The following is a 25,462-nucleotide window of genomic DNA, read 5'->3' on the forward strand; positions in this document are numbered from 1 at the left end:
TTATTTCGCATTTGTTTAATGGAGAAATGCCATGGCACTGGAAACCTGGCTTGCGTTCTTTGTGGCCTGTTGGGTCATTAGCCTGTCGCCGGGTGCCGGGGCGATTGCCTCGATGTCGGCCGGGCTGCAATACGGGTTTTTGCGTGGTTACTGGAATGCTCTGGGCCTGCAGCTGGGCCTGGCCTTGCAGATTGCCATCGTAGCCGCCGGTGTTGGGGCGATTCTGGCGGCATCGGAGCTGGCTTTCAGCCTGATCAAATGGTTTGGCGTGGTCTATCTGGTGTACCTCGGCTATCGCCAGTGGCAGGCGCTGCCCAGTGATATGGCCGCGCAGACCGAGCGCCCCATCGGCCGGCCGCTGACCCTGGTGCTGCGCGGCTTTCTGGTCAACTTCAGCAACCCCAAGGCGATCGTCTTTATGCTCGCGGTGCTGCCGCAGTTCCTTAACCCGCAGGCACCGCTGCTGATGCAGTACCTGGTGATGGGGGTGACCATGATCTGCGTCGACCTGATTGTTATGGCCGGTTACACCGGTCTGGCTGCCCGGGTGTTGGGCGCGCTGCGTTCGCCACGTCAGCAGAAGCTGATGAACCGTACATTCGGCGCGCTGTTTGTCGGCGCGGCGGCACTGCTGGCCAGCGTGCGGCGCGCGCCGGTCTGATCTTCGCCGGTATAGCTACCAGGGAATCGGCTGGCCGTCCCAGCCCCAGAAGCTGCCTGTCTGCGCCGGACCGTGCTGTTCGATCTGCGCAAGCAGGCATTCGGCTGAGTAGTTTGGGGTAAACAGTTTGTCGGCTGGCACATTGGCCTGAAAGGGCTTCGACAGTTCGGTGTCGGTGGTGCCGGGATGCAGGCTGAGCACACAGCTGTTGGGGTTGAGGCGGCTCAGCTCGATGCTCGCGGTGTGCAGCAGCTGATTCAGCGCAGCCTTGCTGGCACGGTAGCTGTACCAGCCGCCGAGGCGATTGTCGCCAATCGAGCCGACCCGCGCCGACAGCACCGCCACCGTGCAGGCATGCTGACCGCGCAGCAGCGGCAGCAGGTGCTTGAGCAACAGGATCGGCGCAAAGCTGTTGCGCTGAAAGGTCGCCAGTAACCCCTCAAGCGTGATCTGGTTCAGGCCCTTCTCGGCTTTCGCTGCGCCGTCCTGCAGCACACCAACGGTACACAGCAACAGGTGCAGGCGTGGCATGGCGGCACGTAAATGCATGGCCATCGCGCTCAGCGCCTGTTCATCGCACACATCCACATCCAGGCAGCGCAGGCGTTGGCCGTATTGCGCTTGCAGCTCAAGCAAGCCGGGGGCTTGGTTGGCGTGGCGGGCGATGGCCCACACTTCAGCAATATCAGCGCGCGCCAGCAGCTGCGCGGTGAGGGCCAGGCCGATTCCCCGGCTGGCACCGCAGACCACCACATGCGCTGGTTCTTCCAGGCGTTGCCAAAACGTCATCGCATCACTCCTGCATCCTTGCGACGATCCGTCGCAGGCCATGGTCGATCAAAGGTTGAGGAAAATCATTAGGAGGGTAACAATCGAATGTCATCCATTCGCATTTGGGATCCACTCCTATATGACTTCCGTACTACGTTTCTGCAGCTGGTTGCTGGTGCCTGTGTTGGCATTCTGCAGCCTGGCTGTTATGGCCGAGCCCATTGACGGCGCGGCGCAAGCGTTGCATCTGCTCGGTTACCTGGGCGCTGACTACCCGGCCACCGTGGCCAATGGTCAGGTGATCGACTCCGGTGAGTACCGTGAGCAGCTTGAGTTTCTTACTGTACTGCAAGGGCTGATCGTTGCGCTGCCAGCGCGTAACGAGCAAGCCGAGTTGCAGCAGGGCGTTGCCAGTCTGCGCCAGGGCATTGAGGGTCGTGTCGACGGCGGCCAGGTTGCCCTGCAGGCCCGGCAGTTGGCCGCGACCTTGGCCAGCGCTTATGGCGTCAGTCAGACCCCAGCTATCACCCCTGATCCTAGCCGTGGCGCGCCGCTGTTTGCCCAGCACTGCAGCGTGTGCCACGGCGAGAGCGGAGCAGGTGACGGGCCGGCCGGTATCGGCCTAGAGCCGCCTCCAGCCAACCTGCGCGACCTGGCGCGGCTCAACCGGTTGAGCCTGTATGACCTGTTCAACACCATCGGTCTGGGCATCGAAGGCACCGATATGGCGGCTTTTGCCGATCAGTTGGATGAGCGTCAGCGCTGGGACCTGGCCAGTTATATCGCCGGCTTCAGTGCCGAGCCATTTGCCGCCGGCGCACCGTTCACGATGGCGGTATTGGCCGGCACAACCCCCGATGAAGTGGCCGCCGAGCAGGGCGATGAGGCGGCTGCCCGCTTCCGTATCCAGCGGGCTCAGCCTCCGGTGCAACAGCGCGGCCCGCTGCAGTTGATCGAGCACACTCGCGCCACCTTGGAGCAGAGCCTGGCAGCCTACCGGGCGGGCGATCACGAGCAGGCCTATGATCTGTCCGTTGGCGCTTACCTGGAGGGCTTCGAGCTGGTCGAAAGCGCCCTCGATAACCTCGACTCGGTGCAGCGCAAGACCACCGAGCGTGCGCTGATGGCTTACCGCCAGGCGCTGCAGGACGGTTTGTCGGTGCCCCTGGCGGCGCAGCGGCTGGAGCAGGCCAAGGCCGAGCTGGCGACGTCTGCCGCGTTGCTCGACAGCGATTGCTTGTCGGACTCACTGAGTTTCTTCTCCAGCCTGCTGATCCTGCTACGTGAAGGACTGGAGGCGATTCTGGTGCTGGCGGCGATTCTGGCTTTCCTGCGTAACACCGGGCAGCCACAGGCGGTGCGCAGCGTGCACATCGGCTGGGGCTTGGCGCTGCTGGCCGGCGCGGGCACCTGGGCGTTGGCGGCGTACTTGATCAATGTCAGCGGTGCGCAGCGTGAACTGCTCGAAGGTGTGACTGCGCTGTTTGCCAGCGTGATGGTGCTCTGGCTCGGCGTGTGGATGCATGACCGCCGGCATGCGGCGGCCTGGCAGGATTACATCAAGAGCAGCCTGGTCGGCGGTGGCGGGCGTTTCGGTTTTGCCGTGCTGGCGTTCTTCTCGGTGTACCGCGAGTTGTTCGAAGTCATCCTCTTCTACGAAACCCTCTGGCTGCAGGCCGGTCCGCAAGGCCACGGCATGGTGCTGGCGGGTGCGGCGGCGGCTTTGGTTCTGCTGCTGGGGCTGGCCTGGGTGATTCTGCGAGGCTCACGCAAACTGCCGCTGGCGACCTTCTTCGGTGTCAATGCGGTGTTGCTCTGTGTGCTCTCGGTGGTATTCGCCGGCCATGGCGTCGCGGCGCTGCAGGAAGCTGGAGTGCTCGGTACGCGGCCGGTGGCATTCTTTGAGTTCGACTGGCTGGGTATTCACGACGACGCCTACAGCCTAGCGGCCCAGGCCGCGGCGCTGGCAGCTATTACGCTGCTGTACGGGCGCAGCTGGCTGGGCGAGCGGCGCCGTTTGTCTCAGGCGTAAAGCGCAGTGGTGGCCGGCATGGCTTAACATGCCGGCTTTACTGCCGCTGGAGAGTGCAGGGTGATGCGAGTCTGGATTGATGCCGATGCCTGCCCCAAGGCAGCCAAGGATCAGGTGGTGAAGTTCGCCTTGAAGCGGCGCTTCGAGGTGCTGTTGGTGGCGGGACAGGCGCAGGTCAAACCGGCCTACAGCTGCGTGCGGCTGATCGTTGTGCCCAGCGGCCCGGATGCAGCGGATGACTACCTGGTGGAACATGCGCTGCCGGGTGAGCTGGTGATCTGCAGCGACGTGCCGCTGGCCGACCGCTTGGTGAAGAAGGGCGTGGCTGCCCTCGATCCGCGTGGCCGCGAGTTCGATGAGCGCAACATGGGCGACAAACTGGCCGTGCGTAACCTCTTCACCGAGTTGCGCGAGCTGGGTCAGGTGGGTGGCGGTCAGCCGCCTTATGGTGAGCGCGACAAGCAGGCGTTTGCCAATTCATTGGATCGCATTCTTACGCGTTTGCAGCGCAGTTAGCTTTTTACCCGCACAGATAAGTGCCAGTACCGACGGCGACCAAGGTGCCGTCATCGCTGTGCAGTTCGCTGCGCACCACCGCTACCTTGTTGCCGGTTCGCAGCAGCACGGCGGTAGCGGTAAAGCGCTGGCCGCGGCCGGGGCGCAGGTAGTCGATGCGCAGGTCGATGGTGCCGAGCTTGGACAGCCGCGCCATGCGTTCGGCGCTGGACAGGTGCTGGTGCTTGTCGAAGGCGCCAATCAGCGCCATGGCCCCGCCGGCCACATCCAGCAGCGAGGAAATCACCCCGCCATGCAGAATGCCGTGGACGAAGTTGCCGATCAGCTCGGGCTTCATCGGCAGGTGCATGGTCACGCGCTGGGCGCTCAGCTCGTCCAGCTCGATACCGAGCATCTGATTAAACGGGATACGTTGAAAGAAGCTGCTAACCGCTTGCTGCAACTCGGCGGTGAGCTCGAAAGGTGGGTTGCTCATTGTGGCGTGCCTGGGCGAAGGGATACTCAACCTGCCGCACTGAGGCCGCTGTGACCAGTGGCGCGGCCGGAGTACCGCGCGCATTGGCGTGATTGGCTTGCTATCGGCCTGATTGGTGGCTGATCAGGTCGCAGACTTAAGCCGGTTGGCTGAGCTCCAGCACCCGATCGACCAGCTTATTGATCCCCGAGGCGGCCTCACTGATCGACTGGGCGGACATATAGGCCGGGGTTGTCACCAGCTTGCGTTCGGCGTCTTCGACAATCTCGCTGACTTCGCACTCATGGTGCTCGGCACCCATCTGCACCACGGCAGCGGCGGTTTCATGGTCCTTGCCGATGGTGCAGATCACGCCCGCGCCGAAGATTTTTGCCGCCAGCGCTGGGGCGATGCACATCAAGCCCACCGGCTTGCCGGCCTTGACGAAGGCCTGGGTGGCGCTCAGTACATCGGGCTGCACGGTGCAGTTGGCGCCGCTGATGGCGAAGTCGGAAAGGTTTTTTGCCACGCCGAAGCCGCCTGGCAGGATCAGCGCATCGAAGTCGCCGACATGCAGCTCCTTGACGTCCTTGATCTTGCCGCGGGCGATGCGCGCCGATTCAACCAGTACGTTGCGCGTGTCGTCCATTTCGTCGCCACTGTAGTGATCGACCACGTGCAGCTGCGGCACGTTGGGGGCAAAGCACTGCACCTGCGCGCCGCGCTGATCGAGACGCAGCAGGGTGATCACGCTTTCATGGATTTCCGCGCCGTCGTAGACGCCACAGCCGGAAAGAATCACCGCGACTTTCTTGTTCATCAAATTCTCCTGAATAACCAGCTGTACCGAATTGAGTCGTGTCGTCGCCTGAACCCTAATGTCGCCATATGCCACCCAGGTTGGCATGGCGCGCCGCGAGGCGGATGTGGCGCTGGGCTAGGATTTATTGAGCAATCCTAGCCGTTAGCCTCGTGCAGCGATATGGCGATTCTATGCAACCGGTGAAACCATGAATTACATCCTCTATGCCGTACCGTTCTTCTTTGCCTTGATCGCCCTGGAGCTGCTGCTCGACCGCTGGCGCGGGGTCAGCACCTACCGCTTCTCCGACGCCATCAACAGCCTCAGCGCCGGGGTGCTGTCGACTACCGTGGGTCTGCTGACCAAGGCCGTCGGGTTACTCACTTACACCCTGGCCTGGCAGCACTTCGGTGTGTTCGAGTTGTCGGCCAGCAGCCTGTGGGTCTGGCTGTTTGCCTTCGTCTTCTACGACTTCTGTTACTACTGGAACCACCGTCTGGGCCATGAGCGCAATGTGCTCTGGGCCGCGCATTCGGTGCATCACCAGAGTGAGGACTACAACCTCTCCACCGCGTTGCGGCAGACCAGTACCGGCTTCATCTTCGGCTGGGTCTTCTACCTGCCGATGGCGCTGATCGGTGTACCGCCGCTGGTATTCCTCACCGTGGCTGCGTTGAACCTGCTGTATCAGTTCTGGGTGCACACCCGGCACATTCCCAAACTGGGCTGGTTCGAGTGGCTCTTCATCACGCCGTCCAACCACCGTGTGCATCATGCGCAGAATGCTGTGTATATGGATCGCAATTACGGCGGAGTGTTCATTCTCTGGGATCGGTTGTTCGGCACCTTTCAGGAGGAGCTGGACGAAGAACCGGTGATCTTTGGTGTGACCACGCCGCTGGCCAGTTGGAACCCACTGTGGGCCAATGCGCAGTTCTATGTCGCGCTGTGGCGGGACGCGGTACGGGCCGAGTCCTGGTGGGATAAGCTGCGCATCTGGTTTATGCGCACCGGCTGGCGCCCGGCCGATGTGGCGGCCAAGTACCCGCAGAGCAAGCCGGACCTCAGCCAGTTCGTCAAATTCGACGTGCCGCTGAGCCTGGCGCAGAAACTCTATGCCGGCGTGCAGTTCAGTCTGTATGTAGTGGCCGGCACCTTGCTGCTGGGCATGGGCGACACACTGAGCCTGATGCAGGCGCTGCTAGGCATCGTCTGGATGGCTGTGGGGCTGATGATCATCGGCAGCTGGCTAGAAAACCGGCCGACGGCCAGGCGCTGGGAAATGCTGCGTCTGCTGCTCAACCTGCCGGCAGTCTGGCTGGCCCTGCAGCTTGGCCTGCTGACCGCTCAGCCACTGCTCTGGGCGCTACTGCTGGGCTACAGCCTGCTCAGTGTCGGTGCGCTGTTCTGGACCCCGCGCGGACATACTCCCGTGCCTGTATAGGCAGAGACTGCTGCTGGTCCCGATAACGGTGGAGAGGCGCAGGCCTGCTCCACCGTTATGCGTTTAAGCCTTGCTATTCAGACTATCTCCCTGCTTTTCCGGCATATCCTCGCGTCGGTCGCGGCGCTATGCTTGTTGGGCTTGCGGCAAGCGGTCGCAGCGCTGTCGTGCGTTGTCATACTTTGGTCATAATGGCCGCTTATAACTGTCACACTCGCCCGTCGCTACGGGCTTCGGAGCCTGCCGTGAGCTTTACCCCCGCCAATCGCCTGTTTCCCGCCACTCGCCTGCGTCGCAACCGCCGTGATGATTTTTCCCGGCGTCTGGTGCGTGAAAACCGCCTGAGTGTCGATGACTTGATTCTGCCGGTGTTCGTCCTCGACGGCGAAAACCGCCGCGAAGCGATTGCCTCGATGCCCGGCGTCGAGCGCCTGTCCATCGACCTGCTGCTCAAGGAAGCCGAACACTGGGTGGCACTGGGCATTCCGGCGCTGGCGCTGTTCCCGGTGACGCCGCTGGAGAAGAAATCCCTGCTGGCTGAAGAAGCCTGGAACCCGGACGGCATCGCCCAGCGCGCAATCCGCGCCCTGCGCGCCAAGTTCCCCGAACTGGGCGTGATCAGCGACGTGGCGCTGGACCCGTTCACCACGCACGGTCAGGACGGCATCCTCGATGCCGACGGCTATGTACAGAACGACATTACCGTCGATGCCCTGGTGAAACAGGCGCTGTCGCATGCCGACGCCGGGGCTCAGGTGGTGGCACCCTCGGACATGATGGATGGCCGTGTGCAGGCGATCCGCGAGGCGCTGGAGCTGGCCGACCACAGCAATGTGCGGATCATGGCCTACTCGGCCAAGTACGCCAGCGCCTACTACGGCCCGTTCCGCGATGCGGTGGGCTCGGCGGCCAATCTGGGCAAGGCCAACAAGGCCAGCTACCAGATGGACCCGGCCAATGGCGACGAAGCACTGCATGAAGTAGCGGCGGATCTGGCCGAAGGCGCGGATATGGTCATGGTCAAGCCGGGCATGCCCTATCTGGACATCCTCTGGCGGGTCAAAGCGGAATTCAAGGTGCCGACCTTTGTCTATCAGGTCAGCGGTGAGTACGCCATGCATATGGCGGCGATCCAGAATGGTTGGTTGGGCGAGGCGGTGATTCTTGAATCACTGACCGCCTTCAAACGTGCGGGTGCCGATGGCATCCTGACTTATTTCGCCGTGCGCGCGGCAGAACTGCTGAAGCAGGGGCAATAGCCCCGCCAGGACTTTGTAATGAACACCGAAGGACTCAGTACCCCTGAATTGCAAGACGCCCAGCCGGTCGTCGACGAGGTTGTAGCCGTGGAAGTGCCTGTCATCGAAGCCCCAGTGCCGGTCGCCCCGGCGCCTGTGGTGATCCATAACCTGGATGACAGCAGCCTGTACATTCACCGCGAGCTGTCGCAGCTGCAATTCAATATCCGCGTGCTGGAACAGGCGCTGGATGAGTCCTATCCGTTGCTGGAGCGGTTGAAGTTCCTGCTGATCTTCTCCAGCAACCTCGATGAATTCTTCGAGATCCGCGTGGCTGGGCTGAAGAAGCAGATCAACTTCGCCCGTGAACAAGCCGGCGCCGATGGCCTGCAGCCGCATCAGGCGCTGGCGCGGATTGCCGAGCTGGTGCACGAGCAGGTGGATCGTCAGTACGCCATTCTTAACGACACCCTGTTCCCGGCGCTGGCCAAGCACAACGTCAACTTTATCCGTCGGCGCTTCTGGACGGCCAAGCACAAGGCCTGGGTACGCCGCTATTTCCGTGACGAGATTGCGCCGATCATCACCCCTATCGGCCTCGATCCGACGCACCCGTTCCCGCTGCTGGTGAACAAGAGCCTGAACTTTATCGTCGAACTGGAAGGTGTCGACGCCTTCGGTCGCGATTCCGGTCTGGCGATTATCCCGGCCCCGCGTCTGCTGCCACGGATCATCAAGGTGCCGGAGGATGTCGGCGGTCCTGGCGACAACTTCGTGTTCCTCTCCTCGATGATTCACGCTCACGCCGATGACCTATTCCAGGGCATGAAGGTCAAGGGCTGCTACCAGTTTCGCCTGACCCGGAACGCCGACCTCTCGGTAGACACCGAGGACGTCGAAGACCTGGCGCGTGCCCTGCGTGGTGAGCTGTTCAGTCGCCGTTATGGCGATGCAGTGCGCCTGGAAGTGGTCGACACCTGCCCACGGCCGCTGCTCGATTACCTGCTCAAGCAGTTCAACCTGAGCGAAAGCGAGCTGTATCGGGTCAATGGGCCGGTCAACCTGACCCGGCTGTTCAGCATTACCGGTCTGGAAAGCCACCCGGAGCTGCAGTACACGCCGTTTACCCCGGTGATCCCCAAACCGCTGCAGAACGCCGAGAACATCTTCAGCGTGGTGAGCAAGCAGGACATCCTCCTGCTGCACCCGTTCGAGTCCTTCACCCCGGTGGTCGACCTGTTGCGCCAGGCCGCGAAAGACCCGCATGTGTTGGCCATCAAGCAGACCCTGTACCGCTCCGGGGCCAACTCGGAGATCGTCGATGCGCTAGTGGAAGCCGCGCGCAACGGCAAGGAAGTCACGGCGGTGATCGAGCTGCGCGCGCGCTTTGATGAAGAGTCCAACCTGCAGCTGGCCAGCCGCCTGCAGGCCGCTGGCGCGGTGGTGATCTACGGTGTGGTGGGCTTTAAAACCCACGCCAAGATGATGCTGATTCTGCGCCGCGAGAGTGGCGATATCGTCCGCTACGCCCACCTCGGCACCGGCAACTACCACGCTGGCAACGCCAAACTGTACACCGACTACAGCCTGCTGACCGCCGATATGGCGCTGTGCGAGGACGTCTCCAAGCTGTTCAGTCAGCTGATTGGCATGGGTAAGACCTTGCGCATGAAGAAGCTGCTGCACGCGCCGTTTACCCTGAAAAAGACCCTGCTTGACATGATCGCCCGCGAAACCGCGCTGGCGGCCGAGGGTAAGCCGGCGCATATCATCGCCAAGTTCAACTCGCTGACTGATCCGAAGATCATCCGCGCGCTGTACAAGGCCAGCCAGACTGGGGTGAAGATCGACCTGGTGGTGCGCGGTATGTGCTGCTTGCGTCCAGGGATTGTAGGGGTCTCGCACAACATTCAGGTGCGCTCGATCATCGGCCGTTTCCTGGAGCACACGCGGGTGTTCTACTTCTCCAATGGCGGCGAGGAGAAGATCTACCTGTCGAGTGCCGACTGGATGGAGCGCAACCTCGACAAGCGCGTCGAGACTTGCTTCCCGGTGGAAGGCAAGAAGCTGATTCTGCGGGTCAAGAAGGAGCTGGAAAGCTACCTGACCGACAACACCCAGGCCTGGGTGCTGCAGCCGGACGGGCGTTATCTGCGTGTCAGCCCCAGCGGCAACCAGAATCCGCGCAGCGCTCAAGCTGGCCTGCTGGAGAAGCTGACTGCGCCGCTGATCAGCGCCCGCTAAGCAAGGCTGCCACATCTATCTGAAGGCCCTCTCCCACTCTGGGGGAGGGACGTAAGTATCAGCTCACACTCAGCTCAATCCCGATGCGCTTGAGCCACTCCGCTTCCTGGGTGAAATCTGCCTGGGTCAGCGGGTTGTTCTCCAGCCAGCCTTCAGGGAACTGAATATCCAGGCGCTGTTCGGCCGCTTTTAGCTGCACGTTGGGCATTTCCTGAGTACCACGGATGTGGTGGAACAGGATGGCAAAGCGCAGCAGCACGCAGAGGCGGATCAGTTTCATGCCCTCGGCGCCGAACTCGGCAAACTTGTCCTTGGGGATGTTGCGTCGATGGCCGCGCACCAAGAGCGCGAGCATCTGCTGATCCTGTCGCGAGAAACCGGACAGGTCCGAGTGCTCGACCAGGTAAGCACCGTGCTTGTGGTACTGGTAGTGGGCAATATCCAGGCCGACTTCATGCACCTTGGCCGCCCAGCTGAGCAACTCGCGGTGCCAGTCGTCTTCCAGCTGCCAATCCCCTGCGACCTTCTCCAGTGCCGAGAGTGCCTTGCTCTCGACCCGCGCGGCCTGCTCCAGGTCGACGTGGTAGCGCTCCATCAGCGAGCTCAGCGTGCGTTCACGCACGTCTTCATGCTGATGGCGGCCCAGTAGGTCGTACAGCACGCCTTCACGCAGCGCGCCTTCGGAATGGCTCATGCGCTGGATATCACAGGCATCGAAGATCGCTTCGAGAATCGCCAGGCCCGCCGGGAAGATGCCGCGGCGATCCGGTTTGATGCCGTCGAGGTCGAGTTTTTCCACCTCGCCGGCCTTGAATACTTTGCGTTTCAGCCAGGCCAGGCCCTGGGCGTTCACTTCGCCTGCGCCAAGGCCCGCCGCTTGAATGGTCAGGCCGATGGCCTTGATGGTGCCGGATGCGCCCACCGCGTCTTCCCAGCCCAGGCGGCGCAGAGCATGCTCAATGCCCATGATCTCCAGTCGCGCCGCTGTGTAGGCCTGCGCGTAACGCGCCGGGGTGATCTTGCCGTCCTTGAAGAAACGCTGGGTAAAGCTGACGCAGCCCATCTGCAGGCTTTCGCGCAGCAGTGGCTCGAAGCGCTGGCCGATGATGAACTCGGTGCTGCCGCCGCCAATATCGGCAACCAGACGCTTGCCAGGGGTGTCTGCGATGCTGTGCGACACACCGAGGTAGATCAGGCGCGCTTCTTCGCGCCCGGAGATGACTTCAACCGGGTGGCCGAGAATTTCTTCGGCGCGGCGGATAAATTCGCCACGGTTGCGCGCCTCACGCAGGGCATTGGTGCCCACCACGCGCACTGCGCCCTCCGGCAGGCTGGCGGTCAGTTGGGCGAAGCGGCGCAAGCAATCGAGCCCGCGCTGCATGGCTTCTTCGCTGAGCAGGCGTTGCTCGTCGATGCCGGCGGCCAACTGGACCTTGTCGCCGAGGCGTTCGAGGATGCGGATCTCGCCATGATCGGCTTTGGCCAGCACCATATGGAAGCTGTTGGAGCCCAGGTCGATAGCTGCAATCAAAGGAAAAGACTCGGCAGGGGTATGCGGCATGGCAGAACGATCTCAATGCGGAACCGCGCCATCGTGCCACGATAGGCTGGCCCCGCCAACGCATACTGATGTCGCAGGTACAGGCCAAGCCGGCTGCACTCCGGCTCGTGCGGCGGCCGGCCAGGGCTTGCCGGCCGTCTGAATAAATTGTGACGCAGGCCTTTGCGCGGCTGGCTGGTGACCAGGCCATAGAGAAGCTCAATTGCCGCCGCCTTCCTGTGTGGGAAAAGCCGGGCTATGATGTCGCCCATCTTTTGCTTACGAACTCGGAGACTTTCCATGAGCGAATTCATCACCAATGTCAGCGATGCCAGTTTCGACCAGGATGTTCTCCAGGCCGAGGGTCCGGTGCTGGTCGACTACTGGGCTGAGTGGTGCGGCCCGTGCAAAATGATCGCACCGGTGCTCGATGAGATCGCCCAGACTTATCAGGGCAAACTGAAAGTCTGCAAGCTGAACATCGATGAAAACCAGGACACCCCGCCGAAGTTCGGTGTGCGTGGCATCCCGACGCTGATGCTGTTCAAGAACGGCAATGTTGAGGCCACCAAAGTGGGCGCACTGTCCAAGTCGCAACTGGCAGCCTTCCTCGACAGCAACATCTAAGTTGCGCTGAGACGGCAACAAGCCCTGAAAGCCCTGCACATTGCGGGGCTTTTTTCTGTCTGGGCGCTAGACGTATGAATAAAACCGGTGTTACATTCGGCCTCGCTGCATTTCCTATGTAGCCCCCTGCAAGCCGTCGCCGACGCATTCCTATTCGAATCTTTCGATATACAAGCAGGCGATCAAGTCGCCTTCCCAGCGGCGCGGCCTCCCAAGCTAAATAGCTTATTCCCCTCCTTCATGATTACGTCATTCCTATGAATCTGACCGAACTCAAGCAAAAGCCGATTACCGAACTGCTGGAACTCGCTGAACAACAAGGCCTGGAAAACATGGCCCGTTCGCGCAAGCAGGACGTGATTTTCTCCCTGTTGAAAAAACACGCTAAAAGCGGTGAGGAAATCTCCGGTGATGGCGTGCTGGAGATTCTCCAGGACGGTTTCGGCTTTCTCCGCTCTGCGGATGCCTCGTACCTCGCTGGCCCCGATGACATCTACGTCTCGCCGAGCCAGATCCGCCGCTTCAACTTGCGTACTGGCGATACCATCGTCGGCAAGATTCGCCCGCCGAAAGAAGGCGAGCGTTACTTCGCGCTGCTCAAGGTTGACACGATCAACTACGACCGCCCGGAAAACGCCAAGAACAAGATTCTGTTCGAAAACCTGACGCCGTTGTTCCCCAACAAGCGTCTGGTGATGGAAGCCGGTAACGGCTCCACCGAGGACATCACCGGCCGGGTGATCGACCTCTGCGCGCCGATTGGCAAAGGCCAGCGCGGCCTGATCGTCGCACCGCCGAAAGCCGGTAAGACCATCATGCTGCAGAACATCGCGGCGAACATCGCGCGCAACAACCCCGAGTGCCACCTGATCGTTCTACTGATCGACGAGCGCCCGGAAGAAGTGACCGAAATGCAGCGCACCGTGCGCGGCGAAGTGGTTGCCTCAACCTTCGATGAGCCGCCAACCCGCCACGTGCAGGTTGCCGAAATGGTGATCGAGAAGGCCAAGCGCCTGGTCGAGCACAAGAAGGACGTGGTCATTCTGCTCGACTCCATCACCCGTCTGGCGCGTGCCTACAACACCGTGATCCCAAGCTCCGGCAAGGTGCTTACTGGTGGTGTCGACGCCCACGCCCTGGAGAAGCCGAAACGCTTCTTCGGCGCCGCGCGTAACATCGAGGAAGGCGGTTCGCTGACCATCATCGCCACCGCGCTGGTGGAAACCGGCTCGAAGATGGATGAAGTGATCTACGAAGAGTTCAAAGGCACCGGCAACATGGAACTGCCACTGGACCGTCGTATCGCTGAGAAGCGCGTATTCCCTGCGATCAACATCAATCGTGCCGGCACCCGTCGCGAAGAACTGTTGACCGCCGATGACGAACTGCAGCGCATGTGGATTCTGCGCAAGCTGCTGCACCCGATGGACGAGATTGCTGCCATCGAGTTCCTCACCGACAAGCTGAAAGCGACCAAGACGAACGAAGAGTTCTTCCAGTCGATGAAGCGTAAGTAAGGCGTTCTTCGCTTTATAACAAAAGCCGGGTAAGCCCGGCTTTTGTGTGTCTGGACGCTGGCTTTCCCTTCTGAAAGACCCCGTTCGGCGCTAAACTTTGCGCCCCTATTGCTCGGCCCGAAACGAGGCATTTGCATGCAGTATCGTGATCTGCGCGACTTTATTCGCGGCCTGGAAGCGCGTGGTGAGCTTAAGCGCATCCAAACGCCGGTTTCCCCTGTGCTGGAAATGACCGAAATCTGCGACCGTACCCTGCGTAAAGGCGGGCCGGCGCTGCTGTTCGAAAACCCCACAGGGTTTGATGTGCCGGTACTCGGCAACCTGTTCGGCACGCCCAAGCGCGTTGCGCTGGGTATGGGCGCGGAAGAGGTCAGCGAGCTGCGTGAAATCGGCAAACTGCTGGCGTTTCTCAAGGAGCCTGAGCCGCCGAAGGGGCTCAAGGATGCCTGGAGCAAGCTGCCGATCTTCAAGAAAGTGCTGAGCATGGCACCCAAAGTCCTGAAAGATGCACCGTGTCAGGAAGTCGTTGAAGAGGGCGATGATGTCGACCTCGGCAAGCTACCTGTGCAGACCTGCTGGCCGGGCGATGTGGGGCCGCTGATCACCTGGGGCCTGACCATCACCAAAGGGCCGAACAAAGAGCGGCAAAACCTCGGTATTTATCGCCAGCAGGTGATTGGTCGCAACAAGCTGATCATGCGCTGGCTCAGCCACCGCGGCGGCGCGCTGGACTTTCGCGAGTGGTGCCTGAAGTACCCGGATCGTCCTTATCCTGTGTGTGTGGCGCTGGGTGCTGATCCGGCCACCATCCTGGGTGCGGTGACACCTGTTCCCGATACGCTATCTGAATACGCGTTTGCCGGTTTGTTGCGAGGCCACCGCACCGAGCTGATCAAGGCGCGCGGCAGCGATTTGCAGGTGCCGGCTAGCGCTGAAATCGTTCTCGAGGGGGTGATTCATCCGGGCGAAACCGCGCCGGAAGGCCCTTATGGTGATCACACCGGCTATTACAACGAAGTCGACACCTTCCCGGTGTTTACCGTCGAGCGTATCACCCGTCGGCAAAAGCCGATCTACCACAGCACCTACACCGGTCGTCCGCCGGATGAACCGGCGATTCTCGGTGTGGCGCTGAACGAGGTGTTCGTGCCGATCCTGCAGAAGCAGTTTCCCGAGATCATCGACTTCTACCTGCCGCCGGAAGGCTGCTCGTATCGTATGGCGGTGGTGACCATCAAGAAGCAGTACCCTGGCCACGCCAAGCGCGTAATGCTCGGTGTGTGGTCGTTCCTGCGACAGTTCATGTACACCAAGTTCGTTATCGTCACCGATGACGATATCAACGCACGGGACTGGAATGACGTGATCTGGGCGATTACCACGCGCATGGACCCCAAGCGCGACACCGTGATGATCGATAACACACCGATCGATTACCTCGACTTTGCCTCGCCGATCTCAGGTTTGGGCTCGAAGATGGGCCTGGATGCCACCCACAAGTGGCCGGGCGAGACGACTCGCGAGTGGGGCCGGGCTATCGTTCAGGATGATGCGATCAAGCAGCGCGTCGACGCGCTGTGGTCTGAGTTGGGAATTGATTGATGAAAGTCACCCTGAACCCTTCAGGCGCGGTACTTGACGTGCAGCCCCACGAACGCATCCTCGATGCGGCACGGCGGCTTGGGTATGACTGCCCGCAGAGCTGCCGCAATGGCAACTGCCATATCTGCGCGGCGCTGCTGGTTGAAGGCCGTGTGCAGCAGGGCGGGGTTGAGCTGAGTCAGGGTGAGCTGTTCACCTGCCTGGCCGAACCGCTGGAAGACTGTGTGCTGCACTGGGATGGTGTGCTGGCCCCTGGCGAGCTGCAGGTGCGTGAACTGGCCTGCCAGGTGGTCGCGTGTGATGACGTGGGCGGTGATGTCTTTCGTCTGCACCTGCAGGCGCCTGCCGGCAAGGTGCCGCGCTACCATGCCGGGCAATACCTGCTGCTGCAGCGTGATGGTGACGATTACGCAGCGTTCTCCCTGGCCTCGGCGCCGCAGCGTGGGCGAGAGCTGGAATTGCATGTGCTGGCTCGCGATGAGGCCACGGTTGCGCTGATCGCCCAGCTGCGCCATAGCGGCCTAGTACGGGTGAAGCTGCCGTTCGGCGACACCCACCTGGCCGAGTTACCGGATGGGCCGCTGGTGCTGATTGCCGCCGGTACTGGTATGTCGCAGATGCACAGTTTGGTCGAGCACTGCCGCGCCACTGGCTTTGCTCACCCGGTGCACTTGTACTGGGGGGCGCGCCGTCCGGACGACTTCTACGAACTGGAGCACTGGGCGCAGTGGCAGCAGGTGCCGAATCTATTTCTGCATCAGGTGGTCAGCGACCAGTGCGGCTGGCAGGGGCGTTGCGGCCTGCTGCACGAAGCAGTACGTGAAGATTTCCCCAGTCTTAAGGCGTTGCACGTATACGCCAGCGGTTCGCCGGCGATGGTCTACGCCACCCTGGATGCGCTGGTGGAGGCCGGTATGGATGCCCATCAGATGCGCGCGGATGTATTCGCCTATGCGCCGCGCGGCTGAATCCCGCGCATAAAAAAGGCCACCTGATGGGCGGCCTTTTGCTACTTGTGCAGGCTTAACGCACGGTGACTACCACTTTGCCCACGGCCTTGCGCTGACCGAGGGTGTTGATCGCCTCCGCCGCTTGCTCCAGTGGGAAGGTCTGCGAGACCAGTGGCTTGAGTTTGCCTTCGGCGTGCCAGGCGAACAGTTGCTGGAAGTTGGCCGCATTGTCCTGCGGCTGACGCTGGGCAAACGAGCCCCAGAACACCCCGACCACGGCTGCGCCCTTGAGCAGGGTCAGGTTAACCGGCAGTTCGGGGATGCGCCCGCTGGCAAAACCCACGACCAACAGGCGGCCGTTCCAAGCGATGGAGCGAATGGCGGCATCGAATAGATCGCCACCCACCGGGTCATAGATCACGTCTGCGCCCTGGCCGCCGGTCAGGCGCTTTACTTCATCCTTAAGGTTGCTTTCGCTGTAGTTGATCAGCTCATCGGCGCCCGCGGCTTTGGCCACTTCGAGTTTTTCCGCGCTGCTGGCAGCGGCAATTACCTTGGCGCCCATGGCCTTGCCAATTTCAACTGCCGCCAGGCCAACGCCACCGGAGGCGCCGAGTACCAGCAGGGTTTCCCCCGGTTGCAGGTTGGCGCGCTGCTTGAGGGCGTGCATCGAGGTGCCGTAGGTCATGCCAAAGGCGGCCGCGCTGGCGAAATCCATGCTCGGCGGAATCGGCATGACGTTGTAGCCAGGCACCGCGACCTCTTCGGCAAAGCTGCCCCAGCCTGTGAGTGCCATCACCCGGTCGCCGACTTTCAGGTGGCTGACTTTTTCACCAACGGCCGTGACTACGCCAGCGGCCTCGCCACCTGGAGAGAACGGGAAGGGCGGTTTGAACTGGTACTTGCCTTCGATGATCAGGGTGTCGGGGAAGTTGACCCCCGCCGCATGCACTTGCAGCAGCACTTCATTCTTCTTCGCTTCGGGGCTGGCGATTTCTTCCAGTACTAGGGTTTCGGCGGGGCCGAAGGCTTTGCACAGCACGGCTTTCATCGGGCTTTTCCTCTGCGGTTGATGGCCATGCAGTGTAGGTGCGGGTGATATCCGGTCAACAAGCATGCCTGCGCCTGATAGCGATGCATAAGCTTAGGGCTTGGGCTGCCGCCTGACTGTGGCTATGCTAAGGCCTGAACTGTTGAGGAATACTGCCTGTGAAAGTCTGGATCGCATTGCTGCTAGCGCTGTTCCTGCCATTGCTGGCTCAGGCCAATGAGGAGAAAGAAGCCAAGGAGAGGGAGGCTGCTGCTCCTGTGGTGGCTTATGTGTCGCTGTTCCCGGCGTTGGTGGGGAATTTTGGTGAAGGGCCGAAGCTCAAATTCTTCAAGGCCGATATTTCCCTGCGCGTGACGGGGGCGGATATTGAGGCCAAGGTTAAACACCACGATCCGCTGATCCGTAATCAATTGGTCATGTTGTTCTCCCAGCAAACAGAAGCGGCCATGTCGGCCCCAGGCGCACGTGAGACTTTGCGTGCCGAGGCGCTTAAGCAGGTGCAGGAAGTGCTGATACAGGAAGAAGGCAAGCCGTTGGTGGAGGACTTGCTATTCAACAACCTGATTATTCAATAAGCCCACGCTCGGCTGGTGCAGCGCCTTTTCAGCGCAGCGCCAGCACCGCTGCCCATTCCTCGGCGCTAACGGGCATCACAGAAAGGCGGCTGCCCTTCTGCACCAGCGGCAACGCCAGCAGTGCACTCTGCACTTTCAGCTGCGCCAGCGGGATCACCCGCTTGAACGCCTCGACAAACACCACATCGACTGCGCTCCAGGGGTTCTTGGCGGCACTGGCCTTGGCATCGTAGTAATGGCTCTGGGGCTCAAGTGCAGTCGGGTCCGGGTAGTGCGCCGAAGCGATGCGAGCGATGCCGGCAATGCCCGGCTCCGGGCAGCTGGAGTGATAAAAGAAGAACAGATCACCCGGCTGCATGCTGCGCAGAAAGTTGCGCGCCTGGTAATTGCGTACGCCATCCCAGCGTGCTTGCTCCAGGCGCTGGAGATCGTGAATTGAGAGTTCGTCGGGTTCCGACTTCATTAGCCAATAAGGCATGAACTTTGCTCCTGTGGTTCGGTCCGTTAGCGGGCAGGTGCTGTTTGCCGGGTGGTATTCGGCGTGTTGCAGTTTTGCACCCGGCGAATGTGGATGGCAGACGCTGTTGGACCTATAAAAATAATCGCCGCGTATACAGCGTGCGTTATGCCTTTAAGGGGGAGGCATTCGATGAAGCGTAAACCCGATGTGTTGTTGATTTTGGTAATACTGTTCAGCCTGGGTGTGGTCACTACCGGTTATACCCAGAGCCTGTGGGAGCGCCAGCCTGCTCCGGTCGTGCAGTCTAAAGTGGCTGGCTGAGGTGCTCATGTACCGCAGGGAACGCGGTACGGCCTTATCCCATCAATACCACGCCTTATTCGTGACGGTGCCTTGCAACGGCACATCCCAGCTGGCCATGGCCAGTCGATCCACCTGCTGACATTCATGCGCCAAGCCCAGTAATGTCGGCTTGTGCCAATTTTTGCGCAATACGCGATACGCCAGGCTGCGGTCATAGAACCCACCGCCCATACCCAGACGCGCGCCGTGTCGGTCGAAGCCGACCAATGGCAGCAACACCAAATCCAGCGCCCAGACCTTGCGTTGCTGTTTGCGATTGCGCCGGGGTTCATCAATGCCAAAGCGATTCTTTTGCAGGCGCTGCTTGGCGCGGATGCGTTGGAACACCATCTTGCTGCGCGGCCAAGGGCTGAGCACCGGTAAATAGGTGGCTTTGCCTCGTTGCTGTGCGGCTCGCAATAGGGGGCGCGGGTCGATCTCGCCGTCATTCGGTAGGTATAAGGCAATATGTCGTGCGCGGCGAAACAGCGGGTGCTGCGCCAGCTGTTTATACAGGCCTTGCGCGGCTTGGTGTTGGGCGTGGCGGCTGAGTGCTCGACGTTGCCCACGCAAGTGGCGGCGCAATTGCGCACGGCTTAGTGTGGAAGTGTCGAGCATGGGGTGTTGCTGTAGCGATTGCCGCAGGAGGGCAATGGGCTGGAAGAAGTGACTCCCCGACGTGCCGCTGTCGGCTTAGCCCTTGAACCCGAAAGTTCAAGGTGGAGGTTGCAGGAGACGTTAAGGCTTTCCGTCAAGCGGACATGCACACCGGTCTCAACGTGCAACCTCCGGGGTTGTGCGAATCGGCTCAGGGACATCACCAACTGGCGCACACTCCAGGGAGCGGTGGCCAGTATACCCGAAAGCGGCGGCGCGCAATCAGCTGCCTTGCTCATCGGCATCCCGAGCCAGAGCGCTGTCGACCCGATTGAGCAGGCTACGCACCTGATCGCGGTTGGCCCCGGCCTGCTGATCAAGGTGTTGCTGTTTGTGTAGCAGGTCGTGGGTGATGTTCAGGGCAGCCATAACCGCAACGCGGTCAGCACCGATGACTTTGCCGCTCGAGCGGATCTCCCGCATCTTGCCATCCAGATAGCGCGCGGCGCTTTCCAGGTTGCTGCGTTCATCGCTTGGGCAGGCGATGCAATATTCTTTGTCCAGAATCTGGACGGTCAAGGTGTTCGACTGGGTCATTAATCCTGCTCCAGGGCTTTGAGGCGCGAAATCATTGATTCGACCTTGTGCCGGGCCATTTCGTTCTTTTCAATTAAATGGGCGCGTTCTTCGCGCCAGGCCTTTTCGCTCGTCAGAAGCTGTCGGTTTTGCGCCTTGAGCTGTTCGACACGCTGGATCAGTAAGTCCAGCTTGGTCGTAAGAGCCTGCAGGTCGACGTCTTCCATGGTTCTCTACTCTTACTAGGTGAGTGGGCTGGCAGGTGAAAAATAGCGTCTTTGCGGCGTCTTCGACAGTGCCAAGCGGTGCGCGGCACAGTTGTTTGCCAGTGTGGGGCAGTTCAGTTCGCTAGAGGTTGATGCATTTCACCCATGGATCATGGCGCGGCAATTTTTGCGCTGGCTGAGCGGGCTCCGTCGAGCCGCTTGCATAGTCTTGGCACGCCTGCCGGTGCTAGGATACAAGGCCTCCATTCTAGTGATCGCGCAGCTTTGCGCCTAGTTATCTATGCCAACTTCAAATTCTCCGTACTCCGCGTTTGCCGCCCTGCTTGCCAGCAGCGGCCACACCATTTCCCCAGCCGAGTTGCATGGTCTGCTGCTCGGGCGCAGCTGTGCTGGTGCGGGCTTTGAAATCGACTCCTGGCTGGTGGATGCCGCCGAGCTGCTTGGCGCGGCGCCGGAAGATACCGTGCGCCAGGCGCTGATCGGCCTGCAGGAAATGGTCAAGAACGAGCTGACCAGCAACGACGTCACCGTGGTGTTGCTGTTGCCCAGCGACGATGCGCCGCTTAGCGAGCGTGCCGTGGCTCTGGGACAATGGTGCCAGGGCTTCCTCGGTGGCTTCGGTCTGACTGCCCGTGACAGCGCCCTGAGCGCGGAAGCCATGGAAGTGCTGCAGGACCTCTCGGCGATTTCCCAGGTGCAGAACGCCCTGGATGAGTCCGATGATGGCGAGAACGATTACATGGAAGTGATGGAATACCTGCGCGTCGCGCCGCTGCTGCTGTTCAGCGAGTGCGCCAAGCCAGTGGTTGCCGCGGCGAAACCGTCGCTGCATTGATTTTCATGCAATAGAAGTGGACTCAATCTGCCCATGATCAGCATCCCCAAGTCGGAATACGCCCGTCGGCGCAAGGCGCTGATGGCGCAGATGGAACCCAACAGCATCGCGATTCTGCCGGCTGCGCCGGTGTATATCCGCAACCGCGATGTTGAGCATATCTACCGCCAGGACAGCGACTTCCAGTACCTCTCCGGCTTTCCCGAGCCGGAGGCGGTGATTGCGCTGATTCCGGGGCGCGAGCATGGCGAGTACGTATTGTTCTGCCGTGAGCGCGATCCGCTGCGGGAAATGTGGGACGGCTTGCGCGCCGGCCAGGATGGTGCGATCAGCCAGTACGGCGCCGATGATGCGTTCCCGATTGGTGATATCGACGACATCCTGCCGGGGTTGATCGAGGGCCGTGATCGGGTCTACTCCTCCATGGGTACTAATCATGAGTTCGACCGTCAGCTGATGGAGTGGATCAACGTGATCCGCTCCAAAGCGCGGCAGGGCGCGACGCCGCCCAATGAATTCATCACCCTCGAACACTTGCTGCATGACCTGCGCCTGTACAAGTCGGCTGCCGAGGTCAAAGTGATGAAAGAGGCGGCGGAAATCAGCGCGCGCGCTCATGTGCGCGCCATGCAGGCCAGTCGCGCCGGTTTGTTCGAGTACCACCTGGAAGCCGAGCTGGATTACGAGTTCCGCAAGGGCGGGGCGAAGATGCCGGCTTATGGCTCCATCGTCGCGGCCGGCAAGAACGCCTGCATCCTGCATTACCGTGAGAACGACGCGCCGCTGAAAGACGGTGACCTGGTGCTGATCGACGCCGGTTGCGAGATCGACTGCTACGCCAGTGACATCACCCGCACCTTCCCCGTCAGTGGCACATTCTCCCCCGAGCAGAAAGCCATCTACGAGTTGGTGCTGGCTTCACAGGAAGCCGCATTCAAGGAAATCGGCCCCGGCAAGCACTGGAATCAGGCTCATGAAGCCACGGTGCAGGTGATTACCGCCGGTCTGGTGGAACTCGGCTTGCTGCAGGGCGATGTCGCTGAGCTGATCGCCACTGAGGCTTACAAACCCTTCTATATGCACCGCGCCGGCCACTGGCTGGGGATGGATGTGCATGATGTGGGTGAGTACAAGGTCGGCGGCGAATGGCGCGAGCTGGAAGTCGGCATGGCCATGACCGTCGAGCCGGGCATCTATATCGCCGTGGAAAATCAGGATGTGGCGAAGAAATGGCGCGGCATCGGCGTGCGTATTGAAGACGACGTGGTGGTGACCAAGGCCGGTTGTGAAATCCTCACCAGTGGCGTGCCGAAAACCGTCGCCGAGATCGAAGCGCTGATGGCCGCCGCACGCAGCGTGGCGGCCTAGAGCATGCCACGCGTCGACATTGCGATTATTGGCGGAGGCCTGGTCGGCGCGAGTTTGGCCGTGGCCCTGCAGGCCGAAGCCAAGCGGCGCGGCTGGCGCATTTGCCTGATTGAGCCGTTCACTCCGGGCACTGGCTATCAGCCTAGCTACGATGCGCGCTCCACTGCGCTGTCGTTTGGTTCGCAGCAGATTTATCAGCGCCTCGGTCTGTGGTCGCATATCAGCCAGCGCGCCGAGCCGATCAAGCAGATTCATGTCTCCGACCGTGGCCGTTTCGCCGCCGCGCGCCTAAGTGCCGAGGAAGAAGGCGTGCCGGCGCTCGGCTATGTTGTGGAAAACGCCTGGCTCGGCGAATGCCTGTGGCAGGCGCTGGATCAGCAGGTGGTGAGCTGGCGCAGCCCGGCGCAAGTCACCCGCATGCAGGCTTTGGCCGATGGCTACCGCCTGACCCTGGATGATGGCAGCGAGCTTGAATGCAACCTGGCGATTCTCGCCGAAGGCGGCCGCTCCGGTTTGCGTGAGCAGCTGGGGATCGCCGTCAGTGCTACGCCGTATGGGCAGAGCGCGTTGATCGCTAACGTCAGCCCGCAGGAGGCGCACAACGGCCTGGCCTTTGAGCGCTTTACCGAAGAAGGGCCAATGGCCCTGTTGCCGCTGGCGGATAACCGCTGCGCGCTGGTCTGGACCCGTGCCACGCTGGAAGCCGAAAGGCTTTCAGAACTGGGCGATGCAGCGTTTCTCGCTGAGCTGCAGCACGCTTTCGGCTATCGTTTGGGCAGTCTGCGCCAGGTCGGCGCGCGGCACCTCTATCCGCTGGCACTGACGGCCGCTAAAGAACAGGTGCGCCAGCATCTGGTGGTGCTCGGCAATGCCGCGCACAGCCTGCACCCGATTGCTGGGCAGGGCTACAACCTCTCGCTGCGCGACACCCAGGTGCTGGCGGAAACGTTGTTGGCCAGTGATGCGCCGTTGGGCGATCTGGCCACGCTACAGGGCTACCTGAATAGCCAGCAGATGGATCAGCAATTGACCGTCGGCTTCTCTGATCAGGTCACCCGTCTGTTCAGCACTGGCCAGCCGCTGTTGGCCGCCGGGCGTAACCTGGGTTTGCTTGGTCTCGATCTTCTTCCTCCGGCGAAACGCTGGTTTGCCCGCCAGGCCATGGGCCTCGGCACCCGCTCGGAGCATTGATTCATGTCGGCAAATAAATTGGCGCGCAAGGCGCGGCTGCTGCGTTGGGCGATGAACCTGTATCCGCCCTATCTGGGTGCTGGCGTGCGGGTGCGACAGATCAGCGCGGACTTCCGTCAGGTGCAGGTCAAAATGGGCCTGGGTTGGTATAACCGTAACTATGTTGGCACCCAGTTCGGCGGCAGCCTGTATTCGATGACCGATCCGTTCTTCATGCTGATGATCATGGAAAACCTCGGGCGTGACTTTATCGTCTGGGACAAGGCCGCGCGCATCGACTTTATCGCCCCTGGCAAAGGTCCGGTGTACGCCGACTTCAGCATCGATGAACAACTGCTCGACGACATCCGTCAACACACCGCAGACGGTGACAAGTACCACCCCGAGCTGCATGTAGAAGTGCGCGATGGCAGCGGCACCCTAGTGGCGCGAGTGCACAAAACTCTCTACGTGCGGCTGAAACCGCGCGCTCGGCAGGCAGCCTGAACAAGGAATATGTGATGCAAGCGGATCTGATCATCGTAGGCGCAGGCATGGTGGGCAGCGCCCTGGCGCTGGCCCTGCAGGATCAGGGCCTGGAAATTCTGCTGGTCGATGGCAGCCCGCTGAGCGTCAAGCCCTTTGATCCGCAGGCCGCCTTCGAGCCCCGAGTTAGCGCGCTGTCGGTTGCCAGCCAACGCATTCTTGAACGCCTGGGCGTGTGGGGAGGCATCGCCGCGCGGCGTGTCTGCCCCTATGGCGAGATGCAGGTGTGGGATGGTTCCGGTACCGGGCAGATTCACTTCAGCGCGGCCAGCGTGCATGCCGAATCCCTCGGCCATATCGTCGAGAACCGCGTGGTGCAGGACGCGCTGCTTGAGCGCCTGCATGACAGTTCGATTGGCCTGCTCCCCGGCGCGCGCCTGGAGCAGCTGCGTCGCTCGGGCGAGGGTTGGTTATTGAGCCTCAATGATGGCCGTGAGCTGCGTGCGCCATTGGTTATCGCTGCGGATGGGGCCAACTCAGCGGTACGCCGCCTGGCGGGTTGCGCCACCCGTGAATGGGATTACTTGCACCACGCCATTGTCACCAGTGTGCGCTGCGCCAAGCCGCACCAGGCCACTGCCTGGCAGCGCTTTACCGATGACGGCCCGTTGGCCTTTTTGCCGCTGGCGGGTCCTGAAGGTGAGCATTGGTGCTCGATTGTCTGGTCGGTGACCCCAACTGAAGCCGAACGACTGATGGCGCTGGATGATGCAGGCTTTCGCCGCGCTCTGGGCTTTGCCTTCGAGCATCGTCTGGGAGAGGTGCTGCAAGCTGACCCGCGCCTGTGTATTCCGTTGCGTCAGCGGCACGCCAAGCGTTATGTCGAGGATGGCCTGGCACTGATTGGCGATGCTGCGCACAGCATCCACCCGTTGGCCGGGCAGGGCGTCAACCTGGGCTTTCTTGATGTCGCGGTATTGGCTGAGGTGTTGCTGCACGCCATGCAACGTGGCGAGCGTCTGAGTGATGTAAAGGTGCTGAGCCGCTACGAGCGTCGGCGCATGCCGCACAACTTGGCGATGATGGCGGCGATGGAAGGCTTCGAGCGGCTGTTCCAGGCTGATCCGCTGCCCGTGCGCTGGCTGCGCAACAGCGGCCTCAACTGGGTCGACGACCTGCCAGAAGCAAAGGCGCTGTTCGTGCGTCAGGCCCTGGGTTTGTCTGGCGATCTGCCAGAGTTGGCGCGGGTTTAACTCTCTAGCCCAGTGATGTGTGTTCCGCCGAGGGTGGGTTGCGCCGGACGGCGTGAACCTGGGCATGGCGCATGCCGCCAATCCGCCTGACAAAAAACTGCGAGCAAAAAAAGCCCGGCACTGA

26 protein-coding genes and 1 other RNA gene are annotated in these 25,462 nt (G+C 61.3%); 17 read left to right on the top strand and 10 right to left on the bottom strand.

Features of this window, described 5'->3' with window-relative positions; all coding sequences use genetic code 11:
• Window positions 1–31: 31 nt before the first annotated feature.
• Entirely contained in the window at window positions 32–661 is a 630-nt protein-coding gene (rhtB, locus tag HBN63_RS14125) for a homoserine/homoserine lactone efflux protein (RefSeq protein ID WP_170049865.1), read from the top strand.
• 15 nt (window positions 662–676) lie between these two features.
• Here the strand turns inward: rhtB and HBN63_RS14130 are convergent, their stop codons facing one another.
• Complete coding sequence (locus HBN63_RS14130; protein WP_170049866.1) at window positions 677–1,450, bottom strand: SDR family NAD(P)-dependent oxidoreductase; 774 nt, start codon at window positions 1,448–1,450, stop codon at window positions 677–679.
• Window positions 1,451–1,571: 121 nt separating this feature from the next.
• On the opposite strand from HBN63_RS14130, the gene HBN63_RS14135 reads away from it, so the two are divergent.
• Both HBN63_RS14135 and HBN63_RS14140 read left to right on the top strand, forming a co-directional pair.
• Complete coding sequence (locus HBN63_RS14135; protein WP_170049867.1) at window positions 1,572–3,464, top strand: cytochrome c/FTR1 family iron permease; 1,893 nt, start codon at window positions 1,572–1,574, stop codon at window positions 3,462–3,464.
• Between the two features lie 63 nt (window positions 3,465–3,527).
• On the top strand, window positions 3,528–3,980 hold the full coding sequence (locus HBN63_RS14140) for a YaiI/YqxD family protein (protein ID WP_167146366.1): 453 nt from the start codon (window positions 3,528–3,530) through the stop codon (window positions 3,978–3,980).
• A gap of 4 nt (window positions 3,981–3,984) precedes the next feature.
• Here the strand turns inward: HBN63_RS14140 and HBN63_RS14145 are convergent, their stop codons facing one another.
• Together HBN63_RS14145 and elbB are read right to left on the bottom strand one after the other, a co-directional pair.
• On the bottom strand, window positions 3,985–4,455 hold the full coding sequence (locus HBN63_RS14145) for a thioesterase family protein (protein ID WP_170049868.1): 471 nt from the start codon (window positions 4,453–4,455) through the stop codon (window positions 3,985–3,987).
• A gap of 136 nt (window positions 4,456–4,591) precedes the next feature.
• Window positions 4,592–5,254, bottom strand: coding sequence for an isoprenoid biosynthesis glyoxalase ElbB (elbB, locus tag HBN63_RS14150; RefSeq protein ID WP_090254666.1), 663 nt, complete (start codon window positions 5,252–5,254; stop codon window positions 4,592–4,594).
• Window positions 5,255–5,444: 190 nt separating this feature from the next.
• On the opposite strand from elbB, the gene HBN63_RS14155 reads away from it, so the two are divergent.
• The 3 genes from HBN63_RS14155 to ppk1 all read left to right on the top strand — a co-directional run bounded on the left by HBN63_RS14155 (window position 5,445) and on the right by ppk1 (window position 10,162).
• The gene (locus tag HBN63_RS14155) at window positions 5,445–6,680 is read left to right on the top strand and encodes a sterol desaturase family protein (protein WP_170049869.1); all 1,236 of its coding nucleotides are present in this window, start codon (window positions 5,445–5,447) and stop codon (window positions 6,678–6,680) included.
• 245 nt (window positions 6,681–6,925) lie between these two features.
• Window positions 6,926–7,939 carry a porphobilinogen synthase gene (gene hemB / locus HBN63_RS14160; RefSeq protein WP_170049870.1) on the top strand — a complete coding sequence of 338 codons (1,014 nt, stop codon included), beginning with the start codon at window positions 6,926–6,928 and terminating at the stop codon, window positions 7,937–7,939.
• 18 nt (window positions 7,940–7,957) lie between these two features.
• Complete coding sequence (gene ppk1, locus HBN63_RS14165; protein ID WP_170049871.1) at window positions 7,958–10,162, top strand: polyphosphate kinase 1; 2,205 nt, start codon at window positions 7,958–7,960, stop codon at window positions 10,160–10,162.
• A 58-nt stretch (window positions 10,163–10,220) separates the two neighbouring features.
• Here ppk1 and ppx read toward each other — a convergent pair whose 3' ends face one another.
• Window positions 10,221–11,723, bottom strand: a complete 1,503-nt coding sequence (ppx, locus tag HBN63_RS14170) for an exopolyphosphatase (RefSeq protein WP_170049872.1) — start codon at window positions 11,721–11,723, stop codon at window positions 10,221–10,223.
• A gap of 279 nt (window positions 11,724–12,002) precedes the next feature.
• Here ppx and trxA point away from each other — a divergent pair, with 279 nt between their 5' ends.
• The 4 genes from trxA to HBN63_RS14190 all read left to right on the top strand — a co-directional run bounded on the left by trxA (window position 12,003) and on the right by HBN63_RS14190 (window position 16,416).
• Complete coding sequence (gene trxA / locus HBN63_RS14175; protein ID WP_090241426.1) at window positions 12,003–12,329, top strand: thioredoxin TrxA; 327 nt, start codon at window positions 12,003–12,005, stop codon at window positions 12,327–12,329.
• A 257-nt stretch (window positions 12,330–12,586) separates the two neighbouring features.
• Window positions 12,587–13,846 (top strand): transcription termination factor Rho, encoded by a 1,260-nt coding sequence (gene rho / locus HBN63_RS14180; RefSeq protein WP_160014921.1) that lies wholly within the window; start codon window positions 12,587–12,589, stop codon window positions 13,844–13,846.
• 135 nt (window positions 13,847–13,981) lie between these two features.
• On the top strand, window positions 13,982–15,448 hold the full coding sequence (ubiD, locus tag HBN63_RS14185; RefSeq protein ID WP_170049873.1) for a 4-hydroxy-3-polyprenylbenzoate decarboxylase: 1,467 nt from the start codon (window positions 13,982–13,984) through the stop codon (window positions 15,446–15,448).
• Window positions 15,448–16,416: a CDP-6-deoxy-delta-3,4-glucoseen reductase gene (locus HBN63_RS14190; RefSeq protein ID WP_170049874.1), complete on the top strand. Its 969-nt coding sequence runs from the start codon at window positions 15,448–15,450 to the stop codon at window positions 16,414–16,416. The genes ubiD and HBN63_RS14190 overlap by 1 nt, the downstream gene beginning before the upstream one ends.
• Window positions 16,417–16,471: 55 nt before the next feature.
• Here the strand turns inward: HBN63_RS14190 and HBN63_RS14195 are convergent, their stop codons facing one another.
• Window positions 16,472–17,449 (bottom strand): NADPH:quinone oxidoreductase family protein, encoded by a 978-nt coding sequence (locus HBN63_RS14195; RefSeq protein ID WP_170049875.1) that lies wholly within the window; start codon window positions 17,447–17,449, stop codon window positions 16,472–16,474.
• Between the two features lie 158 nt (window positions 17,450–17,607).
• Here HBN63_RS14195 and HBN63_RS14200 point away from each other — a divergent pair, with 158 nt between their 5' ends.
• Window positions 17,608–18,024 (top strand): flagellar basal body-associated protein FliL, encoded by a 417-nt coding sequence (locus tag HBN63_RS14200; RefSeq protein ID WP_170049876.1) that lies wholly within the window; start codon window positions 17,608–17,610, stop codon window positions 18,022–18,024.
• Window positions 18,025–18,052: 28 nt separating this feature from the next.
• Here the strand turns inward: HBN63_RS14200 and HBN63_RS14205 are convergent, their stop codons facing one another.
• Complete coding sequence (locus tag HBN63_RS14205) at window positions 18,053–18,502, bottom strand: EVE domain-containing protein (RefSeq protein WP_170049877.1); 450 nt, start codon at window positions 18,500–18,502, stop codon at window positions 18,053–18,055.
• Window positions 18,503–18,673: 171 nt separating this feature from the next.
• Between HBN63_RS14205 and HBN63_RS21935 the strand changes: the two genes are divergently transcribed.
• On the top strand, window positions 18,674–18,805 hold the full coding sequence (locus HBN63_RS21935) for a hypothetical protein (protein WP_256665625.1): 132 nt from the start codon (window positions 18,674–18,676) through the stop codon (window positions 18,803–18,805).
• Between the two features lie 42 nt (window positions 18,806–18,847).
• Here HBN63_RS21935 and HBN63_RS14210 read toward each other — a convergent pair whose 3' ends face one another.
• From HBN63_RS14210 to HBN63_RS14225, 4 genes are all read right to left on the bottom strand, one after another.
• Window positions 18,848–19,444: a 5-formyltetrahydrofolate cyclo-ligase gene (locus HBN63_RS14210; RefSeq protein WP_170049878.1), complete on the bottom strand. Its 597-nt coding sequence runs from the start codon at window positions 19,442–19,444 to the stop codon at window positions 18,848–18,850.
• A gap of 49 nt (window positions 19,445–19,493) precedes the next feature.
• Window positions 19,494–19,672, bottom strand: a non-coding RNA gene (ssrS, locus tag HBN63_RS14215) — 6S RNA.
• Window positions 19,673–19,705: 33 nt separating this feature from the next.
• Window positions 19,706–20,020, bottom strand: coding sequence for a cell division protein ZapA (locus HBN63_RS14220; RefSeq protein WP_090254691.1), 315 nt, complete (start codon window positions 20,018–20,020; stop codon window positions 19,706–19,708).
• Entirely contained in the window at window positions 20,020–20,226 is a 207-nt protein-coding gene (locus tag HBN63_RS14225) for a TIGR02449 family protein (RefSeq protein ID WP_090254694.1), read from the bottom strand. The genes HBN63_RS14220 and HBN63_RS14225 overlap by 1 nt, the downstream gene beginning before the upstream one ends.
• Before the next feature lie 280 nt (window positions 20,227–20,506).
• Here HBN63_RS14225 and HBN63_RS14230 point away from each other — a divergent pair, with 280 nt between their 5' ends.
• From HBN63_RS14230 to HBN63_RS14250, 5 genes are read left to right on the top strand one after another with little or no spacing between them, the layout of a single operon-like run.
• Window positions 20,507–21,061, top strand: a complete 555-nt coding sequence (locus HBN63_RS14230) for a YecA family protein (RefSeq protein ID WP_170049879.1) — start codon at window positions 20,507–20,509, stop codon at window positions 21,059–21,061.
• A gap of 33 nt (window positions 21,062–21,094) precedes the next feature.
• Window positions 21,095–22,429 carry a Xaa-Pro aminopeptidase gene (gene pepP, locus HBN63_RS14235; protein ID WP_170049880.1) on the top strand — a complete coding sequence of 445 codons (1,335 nt, stop codon included), beginning with the start codon at window positions 21,095–21,097 and terminating at the stop codon, window positions 22,427–22,429.
• 3 nt (window positions 22,430–22,432) lie between these two features.
• The gene (gene ubiH / locus HBN63_RS14240; protein ID WP_170049881.1) at window positions 22,433–23,620 is read left to right on the top strand and encodes a 2-octaprenyl-6-methoxyphenyl hydroxylase; all 1,188 of its coding nucleotides are present in this window, start codon (window positions 22,433–22,435) and stop codon (window positions 23,618–23,620) included.
• A 3-nt stretch (window positions 23,621–23,623) separates the two neighbouring features.
• Window positions 23,624–24,106, top strand: a complete 483-nt coding sequence (locus HBN63_RS14245; protein ID WP_160086742.1) for a DUF4442 domain-containing protein — start codon at window positions 23,624–23,626, stop codon at window positions 24,104–24,106.
• A 14-nt stretch (window positions 24,107–24,120) separates the two neighbouring features.
• On the top strand, window positions 24,121–25,338 hold the full coding sequence (locus HBN63_RS14250) for a 2-octaprenyl-3-methyl-6-methoxy-1,4-benzoquinol hydroxylase (RefSeq protein WP_170049882.1): 1,218 nt from the start codon (window positions 24,121–24,123) through the stop codon (window positions 25,336–25,338).
• Window positions 25,339–25,462 lie beyond the last annotated feature (124 nt).

This window comes from Pseudomonas sp. WS 5011 (assembly GCF_012985775.1).
Lineage (GTDB): Bacteria > Pseudomonadota > Gammaproteobacteria > Pseudomonadales > Pseudomonadaceae > Aquipseudomonas > Aquipseudomonas peli.

Excerpts from the sequence above, each read along its gene's own strand:
- HBN63_RS14195 (WP_170049875.1), bottom strand. The coding sequence starts at position 17,449 with ATGAAAGCCGTGCTGTGCAAAGCCTTCGGCCCCGCCGAAACCCTAGTA.
- ubiH (WP_170049881.1), top strand. The coding sequence starts at position 22,433 with ATGCCACGCGTCGACATTGCGATTATTGGCGGAGGCCTGGTCGGCGCG.
- pepP (WP_170049880.1), top strand. The coding sequence starts at position 21,095 with ATGATCAGCATCCCCAAGTCGGAATACGCCCGTCGGCGCAAGGCGCTG.
- elbB (WP_090254666.1), bottom strand. The coding sequence starts at position 5,254 with ATGAACAAGAAAGTCGCGGTGATTCTTTCCGGCTGTGGCGTCTACGAC.
- HBN63_RS14250 (WP_170049882.1), top strand. The coding sequence starts at position 24,121 with ATGCAAGCGGATCTGATCATCGTAGGCGCAGGCATGGTGGGCAGCGCC.
- HBN63_RS14135 (WP_170049867.1), top strand. The coding sequence starts at position 1,572 with ATGACTTCCGTACTACGTTTCTGCAGCTGGTTGCTGGTGCCTGTGTTG.
- HBN63_RS14205 (WP_170049877.1), bottom strand. The coding sequence starts at position 18,502 with ATGCCTTATTGGCTAATGAAGTCGGAACCCGACGAACTCTCAATTCAC.
- HBN63_RS14145 (WP_170049868.1), bottom strand. The coding sequence starts at position 4,455 with ATGAGCAACCCACCTTTCGAGCTCACCGCCGAGTTGCAGCAAGCGGTT.
- ppk1 (WP_170049871.1), top strand. The coding sequence starts at position 7,958 with ATGAACACCGAAGGACTCAGTACCCCTGAATTGCAAGACGCCCAGCCG.
- HBN63_RS14210 (WP_170049878.1), bottom strand. The coding sequence starts at position 19,444 with ATGCTCGACACTTCCACACTAAGCCGTGCGCAATTGCGCCGCCACTTG.
- HBN63_RS14155 (WP_170049869.1), top strand. The coding sequence starts at position 5,445 with ATGAATTACATCCTCTATGCCGTACCGTTCTTCTTTGCCTTGATCGCC.
- HBN63_RS21935 (WP_256665625.1), top strand. The coding sequence starts at position 18,674 with ATGAAGCGTAAACCCGATGTGTTGTTGATTTTGGTAATACTGTTCAGC.
- ubiD (WP_170049873.1), top strand. The coding sequence starts at position 13,982 with ATGCAGTATCGTGATCTGCGCGACTTTATTCGCGGCCTGGAAGCGCGT.
- HBN63_RS14130 (WP_170049866.1), bottom strand. The coding sequence starts at position 1,450 with ATGACGTTTTGGCAACGCCTGGAAGAACCAGCGCATGTGGTGGTCTGC.
- HBN63_RS14245 (WP_160086742.1), top strand. The coding sequence starts at position 23,624 with ATGTCGGCAAATAAATTGGCGCGCAAGGCGCGGCTGCTGCGTTGGGCG.
- HBN63_RS14220 (WP_090254691.1), bottom strand. The coding sequence starts at position 20,020 with ATGACCCAGTCGAACACCTTGACCGTCCAGATTCTGGACAAAGAATAT.
- trxA (WP_090241426.1), top strand. The coding sequence starts at position 12,003 with ATGAGCGAATTCATCACCAATGTCAGCGATGCCAGTTTCGACCAGGAT.
- HBN63_RS14225 (WP_090254694.1), bottom strand. The coding sequence starts at position 20,226 with ATGGAAGACGTCGACCTGCAGGCTCTTACGACCAAGCTGGACTTACTG.
- rho (WP_160014921.1), top strand. The coding sequence starts at position 12,587 with ATGAATCTGACCGAACTCAAGCAAAAGCCGATTACCGAACTGCTGGAA.
- ppx (WP_170049872.1), bottom strand. The coding sequence starts at position 11,723 with ATGCCGCATACCCCTGCCGAGTCTTTTCCTTTGATTGCAGCTATCGAC.
- rhtB (WP_170049865.1), top strand. The coding sequence starts at position 32 with ATGGCACTGGAAACCTGGCTTGCGTTCTTTGTGGCCTGTTGGGTCATT.
- HBN63_RS14190 (WP_170049874.1), top strand. The coding sequence starts at position 15,448 with ATGAAAGTCACCCTGAACCCTTCAGGCGCGGTACTTGACGTGCAGCCC.
- HBN63_RS14140 (WP_167146366.1), top strand. The coding sequence starts at position 3,528 with ATGCGAGTCTGGATTGATGCCGATGCCTGCCCCAAGGCAGCCAAGGAT.
- HBN63_RS14230 (WP_170049879.1), top strand. The coding sequence starts at position 20,507 with ATGCCAACTTCAAATTCTCCGTACTCCGCGTTTGCCGCCCTGCTTGCC.